Source organism: Hoeflea sp. EC-HK425, assembly GCF_902498795.1.
Lineage (GTDB): Bacteria > Pseudomonadota > Alphaproteobacteria > Rhizobiales > Rhizobiaceae > Hoeflea > Hoeflea alexandrii.
On the sequence record NZ_LR701572.1, the window covers coordinates 3983247 to 3998152 of the forward strand.

At 58.6% G+C, this 14906-nt stretch carries 11 protein-coding genes; 3 read left to right on the forward strand and 8 right to left on the reverse strand.

The genetic code is table 11. The annotated features are described in order from the left end of the window. Positions 1-110: 110 nt before the first annotated feature. Complete coding sequence (locus SPHINGO391_RS21755) at positions 111-947, forward strand: YiiX/YebB-like N1pC/P60 family cysteine hydrolase (protein ID WP_152010801.1); 837 nt, start codon at positions 111-113, stop codon at positions 945-947. A gap of 47 nt (positions 948-994) precedes the next feature. Then, entirely contained in the window at positions 995-2311 is a 1317-nt protein-coding gene (locus SPHINGO391_RS21760; protein WP_152010802.1) for a SulP family inorganic anion transporter, read from the forward strand. Between the two features lie 139 nt (positions 2312-2450). Here the strand turns inward: SPHINGO391_RS21760 and SPHINGO391_RS21765 are convergent, their stop codons facing one another. The 7 genes from SPHINGO391_RS21765 to SPHINGO391_RS21795 all read right to left on the reverse strand — a co-directional run bounded on the left by SPHINGO391_RS21765 (position 2451) and on the right by SPHINGO391_RS21795 (position 11646). Continuing rightward, positions 2451-3755, reverse strand: a complete 1305-nt coding sequence (locus SPHINGO391_RS21765) for an oligosaccharide flippase family protein (protein ID WP_152010803.1) — start codon at positions 3753-3755, stop codon at positions 2451-2453. Continuing rightward, positions 3742-4731, reverse strand: a complete 990-nt coding sequence (locus SPHINGO391_RS21770; RefSeq protein ID WP_152010804.1) for a glycosyltransferase family 2 protein — start codon at positions 4729-4731, stop codon at positions 3742-3744. The genes SPHINGO391_RS21765 and SPHINGO391_RS21770 overlap by 14 nt, the downstream gene beginning before the upstream one ends. 78 nt (positions 4732-4809) lie before the next feature. After that, positions 4810-5994 (reverse strand): DegT/DnrJ/EryC1/StrS aminotransferase family protein, encoded by a 1185-nt coding sequence (locus tag SPHINGO391_RS21775; RefSeq protein ID WP_152010805.1) that lies wholly within the window; start codon positions 5992-5994, stop codon positions 4810-4812. After that, entirely contained in the window at positions 5988-6614 is a 627-nt protein-coding gene (locus tag SPHINGO391_RS21780; protein ID WP_152010806.1) for an acetyltransferase, read from the reverse strand. Before SPHINGO391_RS21780 ends, SPHINGO391_RS21775 begins: the two co-directional genes overlap by 7 nt. Continuing rightward, on the reverse strand, positions 6611-7240 hold the full coding sequence (locus SPHINGO391_RS21785) for a sugar transferase (protein WP_152010807.1): 630 nt from the start codon (positions 7238-7240) through the stop codon (positions 6611-6613). The genes SPHINGO391_RS21780 and SPHINGO391_RS21785 overlap by 4 nt, the downstream gene beginning before the upstream one ends. A 326-nt stretch (positions 7241-7566) precedes the next feature. Then, a complete protein-coding gene (locus SPHINGO391_RS21790) occupies positions 7567-9180 on the reverse strand; it encodes a hypothetical protein (RefSeq protein WP_152010808.1) in 1614 nt (537 codons plus the stop codon). Beyond that, a complete protein-coding gene (locus tag SPHINGO391_RS21795; RefSeq protein ID WP_152010809.1) occupies positions 9181-11646 on the reverse strand; it encodes a hypothetical protein in 2466 nt (821 codons plus the stop codon). It lies immediately after the preceding gene. 636 nt (positions 11647-12282) lie between these two features. On the opposite strand from SPHINGO391_RS21795, the gene SPHINGO391_RS21800 reads away from it, so the two are divergent. Beyond that, positions 12283-13704 carry a DUF2793 domain-containing protein gene (locus tag SPHINGO391_RS21800; RefSeq protein WP_193217374.1) on the forward strand — a complete coding sequence of 474 codons (1422 nt, stop codon included), beginning with the start codon at positions 12283-12285 and terminating at the stop codon, positions 13702-13704. Positions 13705-13725: 21 nt separating this feature from the next. On the opposite strand, the gene SPHINGO391_RS21805 is transcribed toward SPHINGO391_RS21800, so the two are convergent. After that, on the reverse strand, positions 13726-14565 hold the full coding sequence (locus tag SPHINGO391_RS21805) for a methyltransferase domain-containing protein (protein ID WP_152010811.1): 840 nt from the start codon (positions 14563-14565) through the stop codon (positions 13726-13728). Between the last annotated feature and the right edge of the window lie 341 nt (positions 14566-14906).

Here is a 14906-nt window from a genome sequence, read left to right on the forward strand (position 1 = left end):
TTAGAATAATTCTAAACTATGCGGTTCCGCCCCTGTTATCAAGTCCGGAAAACACAAAGTTGAAGCCAGCCGGGTTGATCAATGCGCCGGCGCAGGCCAAGTGTTGCGCCATGACCGAAGCGCGCGACATGGCAGACAGCTTTCTCGATCGTCTTGGACGTTTTCTGGCCCGGCGGCTGCACTCTGCCAATGCCGGTTACGAACCCTATACACCCTCCGATCCGGCAACGCTTTCCCGCACCCTGCAGCCGGGCGATATCGTGCTCGTGGAAGGAAACCAGAAGGTCTCCGCGGCAATCAAGTACCTGACCCAGTCGACCTGGTCGCATGCGGCGCTCTATGTCGGCAACGCGCTCAAGCCTGACGAGCAAGGCGGACCGGACTATCCGCAACTCGTCGAGGTCAATCTTGGCGAGGGCTGCGTTGCCGTGCCCTTGTCGAAGTACAGCCGGTTCAACACACGGATCTGCCGCCCGGTCGGGCTGACGCCGGAGGATCGGGCAGCGATTGTCTCCTACATGGTGGAACGGCTGGGTGTCCGATACGACATGAAAAATATATTCGACCTGCTTCGCTACTTCTTCCCGACGCCCCCCGTACCGGTGCGCTGGCGCAGACGGATGATCGCCTTCGGATCAGGCGATCCGACCCGTGCCATCTGCTCCTCGATGATCGCCCAGGCCTTCCAATCTGTTCATTACCCGATCCTGCCGGAGGTTACACGCGCTCCGGGCCGGCAAAGGGCGGATTCGGAATACTCGCGGCGGGAAATCCTCCACATCAGGCACCATTCGCTGTTCGCGCCGCGGGATTTCGACCTTTCGCCTTACTTCAGGGTTGTCAAGCCGACGCTCGAATACGGCTTCGACTACAAGGCCCTGGAATGGAGCCACAAATCACCGGCCCCTTTGGCCAGACCCGGCGCGTCCTCCGGGGCTGATGATTGACAATCTCCTGCCTGCAGCGGGAGATATGCTGCAATCAGGGGGTCATCATGACTGAGTCGGCAGATACTGACGGTACAGTTCGCACGCATGACCGGGTCTTCCATCCGAAGATCCTGACCACCTTGCGCGCTTATGATGGCCGCACTTTTCTTTCGGACCTGGGCGCCGGGCTGACCGTGGCGATGGTGGCGCTGCCCCTGGCGATGGCGATTGCCATTGCGTCGGGCGCCAATCCGGGCGTTGGACTTGTCACCGCCATCGTCGCCGGGCTGACGATTTCCGCACTGGGCGGCAGCCGGGTTCAGATCGGCGGACCAACCGGCGCCTTCATCGTGGTGGTCTACGCGGTCATTGCCGATCACGGTTATGACGGGCTGGTGATTGCTACCTTCATGGCCGGCCTCATCTTGCTGATTGCCGGTTTTCTTCGCGCTGGAAGCCTGATCCGTCACATTCCCGAACCGGTGATAAACGGGTTTACCATCGGCATTGCCGTCATCATTGCCTCCAGCCAGGTCGCGGATTTCTTCGGCCTTGGCGTCGAAGGAAAGATGCCTGCAGATTTCCTGCCCAAACTCGCGGTCCTGTGGGAGGCTTCCGGCAGCGTCTCGGTGCCCAGCGCAATTGTCGCGCTGGCGACGCTGGTCATGATCGTGCTGTTTCGCCGCGCCGCACCGAAGTTGCCCGGGCTGGTCGTCGCCGTTGGCCTTACGTCGGCCGCGGTGGCAATGTTCGAGCTTGATGTCGACACGATTGCCAGCCGGTTCGGCGCGATTGCCCCGCATCTTCCGTTTCCATCCCTGCCGGAACTGAGCTTCGACAGGATCGTGGAGCTGTTGCCCTCGGCTATCATCATCGCCTTTCTCGCCGGCGTCGAGTCACTGCTGTCTGCGCTGGTGGCCGACCGCATGGCGGGCACTGCGCATCGATCAAACACCGAAGTGGTGGCTCAGGGTGCCGCCAATTGCGTGTCCGCCCTGTTTGGCGGGCTTCCAGCGACCGGAGCAATCGCCCGGACCGCAACCAATATCCGGGCCGGAGCGAAGACGCCGGTGGCAGGGATCATGCATTCGCTGTTCCTGCTGGCCTTCATGATGTTCGCAGCCCCGCTGGCCGGCCTTCTGGCGCTTCCGGCCCTTGCCGCCGTTCTGGTGCTTACGGCATGGAACATGGCCGAGCCGCAGCATTTCATGAGCCGCATACGGACCCGCAGATCGGATCAGCTATTGCTGGTCATGACATTGCTGCTGACGGTTCTGGCCGATCTGACGGTGGCGATCGGCGCCGGCGTTGCGGTCGGCCTGATGCTTCGGCTCAGGCGCCGCGGCACGCCGGAACCGGACTGGCAGGCTCCGGACCGATAAGTTCACTCGAACAGGCGGCGACCCTGGCATCCTGCCTGTCGGACCCGGGCCGGGTTTGATGGTTACGCGCCAATTCGCGTTTCACCTCCGGCACCCGCGCTGTCGCACCTCGAGAGACAAGATTCACCGCGGCTTTTCGTTACTTGACGCGGTTGGTGAGCAGGTTCCAGCCAAGACGACGATCAGTCATCAGGATCAGGGAAACCACGGCGGCCAGGTAGCTTGATGCCGTGCCGATGGCCGCGCCCTCGATCCCCACCACCGGGATCAAGGCGAGGTTGAGAGACACGTTGACCACAAAAGCAACCGCCTGCTGAAGGGTCTGCCTGCCGGGATACCCCGAAATCAGCATCATGTTGTCAAAGGGGATAAACGGCGAGGTTGCGACCAGGCCACCGAGCAAGATCAGCAGAACCACCGTACCCTCCTGCAAACCGCGCTCGGGAACCAGCTGGAATGCAACCAGCCAATAGAAGGCAAAGACAATCGCGGACAGGGCGATCATGATCAGGGGGATGAACCGCTTTGACAAACGCAGCAGGCGCTGCGCTTCCGGCCAGCCGCTGTCGCGAACGCAATTGACGAGGATAGGGTTGAAGTTGACCCGGACCATGGCGAGGAGATGGTAGAGGCCGTCGAGAAGCATGGCGACGAAGCTGTAGATGCCGACTTCGCGGTCGCCTAGGAAAAGTCCAAGGCACAGCACGTCGACCCGTGTGTTGATCTCGCCAAACATGCCGGCGAGGAGGCTTCGTCCGCCAAAGCTCGTGTGCTCACGCAACCAGCTTTTCTTGATCCGGACGAGCTGCACGAGGCGCTGCGAGGCGATGTAGATGACAGCGGCGGCCAGCGTGACGATTTCGGCCACGACAAAACACAGGGATGCAAGCGTGAAGTCCTGGTCGCTCACGGAGAAGGCCGTCACCACCGCCGCTACCATGATGTAGCGCGCAGCCTGCAGCACCGAGAAGGCCTTCATATGCCGCAGACCGTTGAGAAAGGAGATGAGTACCTTGCTTGCGGGAAAAAGGGCTATTCCAAATGCCGCATAGGAAATGGCCCGGGCGGCACGTTCGCTGTCATAGGCTCTTGCAAAGAGCGGTTCGGACACAAAGACCAGCGCTGCCATGAGCAGGCCAAGCACCGTCACCACAAGCAGCGCCGAACCCAGCATGGATCCCAGCTCCCGCGGGTTCTCCTGGTTCATCGCTGCGTAACGCAGAACCGAGTAATGCACCCCGAGCGCGGCAATCTGCGAAACGATTATGTAAACCGAGTAAGCGAGGTTGAAGACACCCAGATCCTCGGTTCCCCGAAAATAGGCAACGACAATGTTGATCACAATCCCGCTCATCGCAAGGATCATGAAACTGCCCATTGTCCAAGCAATGTCGCTCGAAAGCTTGTTGCTCAGAACATCGACAAGGCGTTTACGAAGGTTCACGGATCACTTCGCGGCGTTCAAGGGGAGGATTGAGATGCTTATTCTCCTCATAGTCAAACCACATCGCAAAGGAAATCGCATTGAAGCTGATCGAGAAGGTGAACAGCCAGCTCAGGAAGGTGATTTCCGGCACCACACCCTGATCGATCCAAAGAATGATGAACCGCAGGAAAAACAGCACGCTCAGCGCAGCGGTCAGGAAACCGAAGCTGTAGAAGAAGACCAGCGGGTGGAAGTTGCGGATGATGTATTTCTCCCGCAGCCGCCAGAAGAACAGCCTGACGAGCAGCGATCCGATGGTGAAGATCACTTTCCGGATGTTGATACCTGATTGCTCACCGACATTGTAGACCGGCTCCACCGGCACATCCTGGACCCGGAAGCCTTCGACGTTCAGCTTGACCAGAAGATCATTTGGCTGACCGTAGCGCTTGAACATCTTGTCCCAGTTGATGACCTTGAGGGCGCGCGCGTTGATTGCCGTGTAGCCGGTCTGGGAATCGGCGACATGCCAGTATCCGGAGGCAATCTTGGTAAAGAGCGACAAGGCCGAGTTTCCGAAAAAACGGATCTTGGGGATCCGCTTGAAGGCTTCGCCGGTCACCAGCCTGTTGCCCTTGGTGTAATCCACTCGGTCCTCCACCACCGGATCGAGGATCGCGGGAAGATCGGCCGGGTTCATCTGGGCGTCACCCGCCATCACGACGCTGATGTCGATGCCGTTGTCGCGGCTCCATTTGTAGCCGGTGGCAATCGCTCCGCCGACGCCCTGGTTTTCCTCATGGTTGATCAGCACGATCCGTGAATCACCGTAAGCCGGGTGCGATGTCACCACTTCAGCGGTACGGTCCTTGCTGAGGTCGTTGACGATAACGATATGATCAACGAGATCGGGCATGGTATCGATGACGATCGCGATCTGCGTCTCCTCATTGTATGCCGGGACGACGACGCTGATCTTCTTGTTTCGGTACATTGAAAGTCTACCATTTATCTTGAGGTGCGCCCCATTCCGATCGGGACGTTGGCGCTATAGCCTTTTCGTGATGCCACTTCAATCCGAATTGCCTGCCGCACAGCGAACCAGAACATTTCGGAGCGCGCGCTCAGATGCCCGGATGTCATCTTCGGTCATCGAAGGGTGAACCAGCATCGCAAAGGCGTGCTCGCCGAGCCAATGAGCCACCTGCAGGGGCTTTTCGGGCCGCCATCCAGTGCCGTCCCATGCTTTCTCCCGGTAGATCTCCGAGCACGAGCCCTGGAAGCAGGGTACCCCTTCGGCAACAACCTCGGCGACAATCCGGTCACGGGTCCATCCAGACGGCGCGTCCTCTCCCAGAACAGCGTAGAAGCGGTAGTAGGCGTGCGTCACATCTTCGGGAACGGCTGCCACGCGGACAAATTCGAACGGCTCGCAGACGGCTGCAAGGCGATGAGAGATCTCTGTCCGGCGTACCGTCCAGTCCTGCATTCTGCGGAGCTGAATCCGGCCGATGGCCGCCTGCATCTCGATCATCCGGTAGTTCGACCCAACCGAGTGATGAAGCCAGCGGAAGCCCGGCGGATGATTGGTCGCATTGACCGCGTCCCAATCCTTTCCGTGATCCTTGAAGGACCACATCTTGCGCCAGACCTCGGGATCATTGGTGGTGACCATGCCACCCTCGCCGCCGGTGGTCATGATCTTGTCCTGGCAGAACGACCAAGCGCCGACGTGACCGATGGCGCCCACGCTGCGGCCGCGATACCGGGCACCGTGAGCCTGGGCACAGTCTTCGATGACATAGAAACCGTGTCTGGCGGCAAGATCCATGATCGGATCCATGTCGCAGGGCCTTCCCGCCAGATGGACCAGGATGACCGCCCGGGTGCGCGGGGAGAGTGCGGCGGAAATGGTTTCGGCCGAGAGACCCTGGGTTTCCGGGTCAACGTCGGCGAAAACAGGAACGGCTCCGACCAGCGGCACACTGCTTGCGGACGCCATGAAGCTGCGCGGGGTGACGATCACCTCGTCTCCCGGACCGACGCCCAGGCCCCGCAGCGCGAGTTCGATGGCGAGGCTGCCATTGGCAAGTGCAATGGCATGGTCGACACCGACCCACTGCGCATACTCGCGTTCGAAATGACGGCATTCCTCACCGGTCCAGTAATTGACCCGGTTCGATGCCAGCACCCGAGCCACCGCAGCGACTTCTTCCGCACTGTAATCCGGCCAGGGCGCCAAGGCAGTGTTCAGCATTCCAGTTCCTCTTCAGAAAGATCCCGCCGGCAACGCGCGGGGTTGCCATAGGCGATGCACCGGGCGGGCAAGTTGCGAACCACAACCGAACCGGCCCCCACCATGGTCCAGTCACCGATAGCCACAGTCTCGCGCACTGCCGACCCAACTCCAATCCAGGTTCCCGTCCCCACGGTGACTGCGCCGGAAAGATGCGCGCCAGGGGCTATGTGGACATAAGGCCCAATGCGGGCATCGTGATCCACGCTGCTGGAGGTGTTGAGGATGGCCCCGTCACCGATTTCGGCATTTGGCCCGGCCACTGCGAGCGGTGCAGCGAAGACACCGGTGCCAAGCCGCGCGCTGGGGCTTATCACCGCCGAGGGATGCAGGATATTGACCATGGGGGCCTGCCTCGTCGCAAGGTGAAGGGCGGCGCGGCGGCGAAAACGGTTTGCGCCGATAGCCACGATCACACCGTCAAACTCATTCAGGCTGTCCAAGAGCGCAGCCAGGGTGCCTTGCGCGGAAGCCACATGGTCGTCAAAGAAGGCGATCTGATCCCAGCCGCCGACAGCGGCTGCGTCCGCAACCACCCGGCCATGGCCACCCGCGCCGAGAATGGCGAGCCGTCCGCTCATGCGGAACCATCCTGCTTACCTGCGGGCCGGGATGCCTGCGCGCCGAGAAATCGTTCCGCGGTGACGCTGCCCTCGGCAGCCACGCCCTCGCGGCCGAGCACGCGCCCCACGGTCATGAACAGGATCTTCAGATCCAGCAGCAGCGAATGATTGTCGACGTACCACACATCATAGTCGAACTTTTCCTCCCAGCTGATCGCATTGCGGCCATTGACCTGGGCCCAGCCGGTGATGCCCGGACGCACTTCATGCCGCCGCGCCTGCTCGGGTGAATAGAGCGGCAGGTATTCGGGCAGGAGCGGGCGTGGTCCCACCAGGCTCATGTCGCCCCTGATCACGTTGATCAGTTCGGGCAATTCATCAAGGCTCGATGCCCGCAACCAGCGGCCAAAGGGTGGAAGCCGGTCCGCATCGGGAAGAAGCTTGCCGCCTGCATCGCGCCCGTCGGTCATGGTGCGGAACTTGAACATGGTGAAAATCCGGCCACCGAGACCGGGCCTCTGCTGGCGGAAAAGAACCGGGCTGCCGAGCCTCCTCCGCACCAGACAAGCAACAACCAGAGCCGGTACGGCCAGGATAACCGCCAGAGGAATGGTGATTGCAAGATCGAAGATGCGTTTGAGCATGGATGGTTTCTATCGCCCTCAAGGACCGGATTTCAAAGCACCGGTGGAAGAATTCTGATCTGGGTTACAACACCTCGTCCATTCCGGTGGGTGTGGCGGTCGCTTTGTCGGCGATGCTTCCTCATCGCCGCGATGCCAAAACCCGCCTCAGCCAAGCGCCTGCATACACTTGAAACCGACACGCGCGCAAGAAAGGGTCCGGAACCCCTCGCCAGCGCGAGAAGCAAGGCGCTCCGCATCTTTGCAGTATCCAGTCTCACCAGCGCCGTATCCCGCGACTGCGGATCAGCAGTGCCTGTGGCCGGTACAGACCGTACCGGGACCTCCTAGTCCTGTTGCTTCCGGGTGATTTTCAGAAGGTCGAGAGCATTCCTGAGCACATGGCCGTCACGGGTTACCGCAAAGAATGCCATGAGCGCAATCGCCACCGCCCCGCCATGCGACAGCATCACGGTCACGAAATCCGACAGAATGAAATTGAAACTTATCACCGCTGCCAGGCCAACCCCGATCGGGTACAGCGCGTTTGGAACACGCAGCAGAAGAACGGACACGATGATGTCGGTGATGATGACCGCCAAGAGCGACAACACCAGGCCTACGACACCCAGATAGGCAGGATAAGCCAACAGGAAACTGGTTGGCGATGTACTCGTGCTGGTCTTGTCGCCATGCGCAAACACGCTGCCATATTTCTGGTACACGAGTTCCGGCATGTTGACCGAACTTCCGGTCAGACGCCTTGCGAAGGGCATGGCGGCGAAACCCGGGGATCCCATCTCCTCTACATAGAGAAAGTGCCATGCAGCGACCTGGGTCGGTATGACCAACGCCCGGTAGATAACGCCTTCGAGATAGGATCTCGCCGCTTCATCGACCGCTCTCTCCGTCTTGGGAGCGATGTCGAGATCGTCGTACGACCAGGGCGACTGATTTGGCGCTCCCTCCTTCGGCTTTTCACAGGCGATCTTCAATTCCTTCTCGAGGGCCTGGATCCGGTCCTTGTAAAGCCCCAGCGATGCATCACGCTTGTAGAGGGACAGGATGAGTTCCTTACCCTGGTCGCAGGCTCCCAACTGCGCGGTGCATTGCCCGAAGGGGTAGGCGCCGGCTTCACTCCAGCCACGATCTCGAACCACCTCGAAGACGACCAGGGACCCGAAAAGAAGCAGCATGGAGGCGGCAGCAGCAATTCCCTTCCGGATGAAGCTGCGGTTCCACAGTATCGACGCCACCAGGATCACGATGATCGACGGCAGCAGAAGCCCTTTGGCACCGCTGAGCATGCACACGAAGACCGCGGCCAGGATAACGAGCGGAAAAAGGACGAGCTGGAGTATGTTTCTCGTTCGCAGCGCATGCCAGATCATCGCAACGCTCAGGGCGATAACTACCGGAGCAAGCGCGTTTGTGAACGCCCCAAATGAACTCGTCGCAATGAATGAGCCTGCAAACTTGATACTGACCTCCCGGGCCAGCAACGTAACCTGCGGATCGAACAACACCGCGTAGAGCGCCGTGCAATCAAAAGGCACTTTCCTCAGGTAGAGGAAAACCAGAAGTGCGCCTAAGAAAATCGAGAAAAAGAGATGTCCCCGCCGAAACGAGATCTTCTCGGGATGAAACGCCCTTGTGAAATTCGAGGTCGTCAGAATTCCATAGGAGAGAAGCACGAACACACTGATCTGTACGACGAAAAAATGCCAATAGGGGTTCTCCAGGGACTCCTGGAGAACATCAGATATCAGGAACATCGGCCACTGGAAAAAAATGTTCGAGAGCGCCGCCGTGAAGAATGAAACCCTCAGTATGCTGTTGAATTTCGCCAAGAAAATGTAAAGCAGGATGAGGCTTGCAACCAGAGCGCACCCAAAGCTCAGCGACGAGAACAAGTCAAATTCAGGAATTCCCAAAGAGAACCTGTGGACAATCGCAGGCATCTATTCCCCCCCCGTGATTTCAACCAGCTCGGCAGAATCTATCCTGATTCTGCTTGCACCGATACTCTCGACAGACAAAGCCAACGAATCCGTTGCGCTTAATGTCATGAATCGAAAGCCGAATTTTCTGCTCTTCTGCTTATCACTCAGTTCAAAGGTGACGATCTCGGACCTTTGCACCAGTTCGCGCGAACCTCCGTCATCAGCTCCCGCGAACTGATCCACCGTGATCTTGACAAGCCCCGCCCCTTCCAGGGACAGATCGACCGCATACTGGGCGGAAGGCCTGACCCTGAGCTCGCTTGCCGAATCACGTCCTCCATCCGGGGATCCCGCCCCGGTCGTGATTCCGGAAGACCAGTTCCGCTGAAAGAGATTATAGGGCAATCCTCCCCGGTACTCCGCACCATTTGCCGAGGCGCTGCTGCCGCTGATCTTCACCAATCCCTTGCGCCCGCCCAGCAGGACGGCGGTCTGATACACCCAGTCCCTTTCAACCAGGGAGACGGGCTTTTGCGAACCGGATGCCCGTTTCTCGGGCTCCAGAGAGTAAACCTGTCCCTTTTCGGTCTGATACTGAAGGGTCGAGAGGGCGGGATCGCGAAGGATCGAATAGAGAAGGCTGTTGTAATGTGGTGGCAGGCCGTAATCCGGAACGTGAATGTGCGTTACACCCATTTCGGTCAGTAGTGACAGGGCTGCCGACGTGTCTTCCGCTGCATAGAAAGGCAACAGCCGCTCATCGAGGTAACTGACCATCCGGCTCTTTGCATAGTACATGTCGGCAGGCTTCATCGAGAGAACAAGGCCATCGGCGCCGGTTTCCGCGTTCATTTCCTCAATGAGAGCATATTCCGGCGCAACCACCAGTTTTTCGTGCATCTCGGCAAAGGCATCAGCAATACTCATTCCATGCTTGGCCATCCGGTAAGACGTGAAAACCGAAACCTGCAGGACGAGCACGATCGAAATGAACGACAAGAAAACGACATCCAGAAGCCTGCTTCGCGTTTCAAAAAACCGCACCAGGCGCATATACCCATATGCACAAAACACGGACACCATAGGCAAGATCACCAGCAGATACCGCTCGTTCTTGACCATGTGGTCAATGCCAAGCGCCACCGACAGGACAACCCCGGAAATGTAGACCAGCAACATCCCGGCCATCAGCCACAAGGCAGAATCACGCTTCCCGAAGGCCCTTGCTCCGTCGAGAACCAGCCTTCGGAATGAGGTCAGCCTGTTGCCGACCAGGAAAAACAGCACGCCAACCGTCATGCCCCAGAATATGAACCCGTAGGACTCAAGCGCGAACCAGCCCTTGAAAATGCCGTACTGGAGCATTGCGGTGGGATTGTTGAGGCCCCGATTGATGGAGAAGTAGTCATCCCAGTGCAATTCCGGCATTGCAAAGACAGCCGGGTTGTCGCTGATGGGTGAGCCGAACAGCATCATGTTGCGCCAGTAGGGCCAGCCACCCACCAGTGCGGCGACACACAAGAGCGCCACAGCAGCCGCGACAAGGCCGCGCCAGTCACGCGCGCCCCGCTCGATGCCGATGGCCGCAAGAGCCAGCGGGACGAACAGTATGGCCTGCGAATGGGTCCAGAGGGCCACCCCAAGCAGGGCGCCAATCACCGCGCCGAAGACTGCCGGGCGCGTCTTGAGACCAATGACTGCTGCAAGGATAAGTGTGAAACCGAGGACGGGCAATGGATCCAGAAGGGCTGATCCAGCGCCAAGAAAGAACAGTGGGGGAGACAGGAACAGCAGGCAAGCCAGGAGTCCCACCGCCCGGTTGACGAACGAGCCAAGCGCATAGGCGACAATCGCGCCGCAAAGCATGAACCAGGGAGAAATCAGCCGTATCAAGCCCGGGGACTCCGCATGCCCCTGAATGACTTCGACCATGTAGAGCATCGCCACATAGAGCGGCGGATGCGTCCAGGGACCGAAAAAACCCGTCAGGTTCGTCTCCGGGTTGAGCACCGGGTAGCTCAGGAGATCCCGCGTGGCATAGAGTTCGCGCGCGGCAAGTGCATATTCAAGCGCGTCATTCTGGGTGAGCGGCACGAACAGGGAAATGAACAGCAGCGCCAGCACGGAAAACAGGATTGCCGCGACAAGCGGCCACTCCGCCGCGCGCAGCTTCTGCCATCGCGACCTTTCCAGCCTCGGCGGCCGCGGGACGACAAGGAACACTGCAGCTGCGGTGCCAGCAAGAACACTGAAAATCACCGCCAGATGCGTCGAATGCGCCGCTCCGCGAAAGACTCCGAGCGCCAGCACATTGGCCATACCAAAAAGAAACGGACCAAGCGCCACGCCAACTGCACGGGCAAGACCGGCCTGCCGGGCATCGTCCGACCAGGGCATGGCTCTCGACAGGACAAGCCCGGCACCAGTTGCCAACAGAATGCAAACAGAGAACACCAGGAACGCATAAAGAGGCGCGTTAATCACGGGATTTAAGACCTAAACGTTGCTTTCCGAGCATCACAGGAAAACATGGTGTTCTCAACCCTGCTGCAAGTCCGGCGCTTATAGCTCGTTTCGCAAGCCAACCTCAACCCAAGAATCAGGATCCCGAGACTTGTTAAAGCAATCATCCGGCTCGTCACGAGAACCGCTTGCGCCCCGCTTCGCCAAGGGCCTCGCCATGCCGGAAAGATCCCGCGATTCCGTGCGTTTGCCTGGAGGCTCGGGCGACCTCTCCCGCAACGGTTCAATCGGGGCTCATGGCATGCCTGGCTTCATGGGGGTAGCGACCGGATCCAATGCCCGACCTCGCCCCAACCAGTTCTGATCACAGTCTTGTCGGCAGCGCACCCCACAAGCTGCCGCAAGTGTCGGGCCAGGCGGCAATCGGCAAACATGATTCAAGATGGCTGCTTTGACGGGAAAGCAGCCCAAAAACCGGGCCTGAGAAACGATCGCGGGGTGTCAGGAGGTCTTTCATAGTGGATGAGATCGCGAGAATTGCATGGTTATGCAATTGATTCCCATGAAGGTTGGCGCTCGTTTGGCAGAACTTCATGCACGGCCATCAGCGCACATCGATACTTCCTGAAGACCGTGATCTTCAGAAGGACACCGATAGTGAGCGATACTACCCCACGCCTTGCCCTGCCGCTTCTCGCCGCAGCCCAGGCGCAAAAGCATGTTACCCACAATGAAGCGCTGGTCCGGCTTGACCAGATCGTCCACCTGAGTGTGAAGAGCCGGCTGGCGCCAATACCCCCCGGCGATCCGGTGGAAAACGAGAAACACATCGTGGCTGATGCGGCCGGAGGTGCATTCGCAGGGCAAAGCGGAAAAATCGCTTCCTTCACAAACGGTACCTGGGACTTCATCTCTCCGTCAGACGGCTGGCTGGCCTGGGTCGAGGATGACGCCGCGCTGGTTGCCTATCACTCAGGGGCATGGGTCAGCGCCGGCACCGCCGCAGTGCTCTCGACGCTCAGCATCAATGCAAGTGCAGACATGACCAACCGGCTTGCGGTCTCGAGCCCGGCCACCCTGTTCAACCATGCCGGTGCCGACCACCGCCTGAAGATCAACAAGGCCGCGGCCGGGGATACCGCAAGCATCGTGTTCCAGGATGGCTTCTCCGGGCGTGCCGAATTCGGTCTTTCCGGCGATGACCGGTTTTCCATCAAGGTCAGCCCTGACGGCATCAACTGGACAGAGGCTGTCAGCATCGACAATGGGACCGGTGTGGTCAGCCTGCCGGAAACTCCGGGAGGCGGCGCGGAAGCCGTTGCGGTCGGCGAGAACCTGCTTATCAATGGAAACTTTACTCTCAATCAGCGGGCTTTCGCAGGCGGCAGCCTGGCAGCCGGCAGCTACGGGTTCGATCGCTGGAAGGCGGGCGCGGCCGGCGCCAATCTTTCACGGTCGGGCGACACACTAACCCTTGCGTCGGGCTCGATCATCCAGGTGGTCGAACCGGCCATTTTCGGGCTCGGCGACATTGCCAACGAGACGCTCACGATTTCGCTTGATCATGTATCCGGCGCTGCGGTCACCGTATCGGTATTCGGTGAGGATCGGATCATCGACAATGCTGGCGGCAGGTCGTCGACCAGCTTTCAGGTTCCCGGCGGGCATGGCGGCACGATAGAGATCACGCTCGCGGTGCTGTCCGGTCCTGCTGGTGTGGCGAGGGTCAAGATGGAGATCGGGTCAGGCGCGACCCCCTATCAGGCCCGCGCCCTGCCGCTGGAGGAAACGCTTGCGAACCGATACTTCAAGCACATCGAGGGGCCGATAGCCCTGTTTCTCTATGCCCAGGCCTACGGAAACTACTTTTTCAACAGCCTTCCAACACCCGTCACCATGCGCACCGTGCCTACCGTCTCACGCGTCCTTGGCGCGTACGGAAACATTTTCGCAGGCGATACCGCAAATGCCATGGCTTCAGGGCTATCCACAACTGCCTTCCGCCTGTCGATCCGGGCCAATGCGGCGGGGGAATGCTACGCGAACTTCAATTCGATAACGCTCGACGCCGAGCTTTAGGTGTTTGCTCCTTGGCCACGCTCATCTCGGCTTCCGAAAAATACCTAACAACGATGTCCCCCAAGGAAAAGCCAAATGATGGCCGATCGGCGTCTCTGCCGAAAAAACCGCGCTTAGCAAGGTATTTACTATCGGATGTGGAATTCGACTCATTTTGTTTTGGATCTCAAGCTTATCCTCTGCGCTTAAATTGGCAGGGATTCTTTTCAAGCGTGAGAGCCAATACAGTGGGCTCAAAAAGAACATGAAATAGCGCGCATCGAGAAGCTCCATTCCCGTTTTGACCGCTAATGCGGAAAAATCCGCCTTGCTGTAGCGTCGCTGATGCTCCGACAACTCGTCGCTGAAGCTCCAGAACACTTTCAGTGCGGGCACTGTTATGAATACGAGCCCGCCTGGTTTCAGAGATTTTGCAACTTCTTTCAGAGCCTCGACGTGGTCTGGGATATGTTCAATAACATCAAGAAGAAAAACGTTGTCCCAACGTTCATTCCAATCAAGGTTTAGCAGATCTATCTGATAACGGTGTGTTGATTCTCCAATAACATCCTGGGCAGCCTGCAAGGCGAGCATGGAAGAATCCGCGAGAGCGAGTTCGTTATACAAAGAAGGGGCGTTCTCGAGCAGATAGCGAATCCACCCCCCACATCCTCCGCCCATATCAATGGCTGCGAGATCGGAGTTCGTATCAGTATGTATCTGAACTGCGTTTAGTAGGAAGCGATGCCGGCCAATATACCAGAAGTGGTCGGCCTGCATTCTCTTGAGGATGTCAAAGCCCGCTTCTGGATACTCATCCTCCCGGTGCGCGACCGCAGTAAGCGGCTTGAATATTCCATTTAAATCTTTTGTATAGCTCATACTTTATTCCAGGCATGCGGTAAGATGCACAGCACTGCCATTCTTTCGAAGATATCCAAACGAGAGATTTTTTGGAACCCGTGAAAACCACTGATTTCCATCTCGATTATGCAGCTTGCTCATGATGTTGCAAGGGGCGAAGCGTTCATACGCTGGCTCGATCCGAACTCCACATTTGGGTCCAAATTGTAGAGCTCGTTTTCCAGCAGATTTGTTTGAGCTTGCTGCTATGCGGAGTTGAAGTACCGCTTGGTCTCATGCTCGGATAAACTAACCTTGGGACCTGCAAAGCGCAGCATGGACGTATCTCGCACTTGCGAACGAAGCGGATTAATGATTTG

Excerpts from the sequence above, each read along its gene's own strand:
- SPHINGO391_RS21770 (WP_152010804.1), bottom strand. The coding sequence starts at position 4,731 with ATGTACCGAAACAAGAAGATCAGCGTCGTCGTCCCGGCATACAATGAG.
- SPHINGO391_RS21790 (WP_152010808.1), bottom strand. The coding sequence starts at position 9,180 with ATGCCTGCGATTGTCCACAGGTTCTCTTTGGGAATTCCTGAATTTGAC.
- SPHINGO391_RS21760 (WP_152010802.1), top strand. The coding sequence starts at position 995 with ATGACTGAGTCGGCAGATACTGACGGTACAGTTCGCACGCATGACCGG.
- SPHINGO391_RS21755 (WP_152010801.1), top strand. The coding sequence starts at position 111 with ATGACCGAAGCGCGCGACATGGCAGACAGCTTTCTCGATCGTCTTGGA.
- SPHINGO391_RS21785 (WP_152010807.1), bottom strand. The coding sequence starts at position 7,240 with ATGCTCAAACGCATCTTCGATCTTGCAATCACCATTCCTCTGGCGGTT.
- SPHINGO391_RS21775 (WP_152010805.1), bottom strand. The coding sequence starts at position 5,994 with ATGCTGAACACTGCCTTGGCGCCCTGGCCGGATTACAGTGCGGAAGAA.
- SPHINGO391_RS21805 (WP_152010811.1), bottom strand. The coding sequence starts at position 14,565 with ATGAGCTATACAAAAGATTTAAATGGAATATTCAAGCCGCTTACTGCG.
- SPHINGO391_RS21780 (WP_152010806.1), bottom strand. The coding sequence starts at position 6,614 with ATGAGCGGACGGCTCGCCATTCTCGGCGCGGGTGGCCATGGCCGGGTG.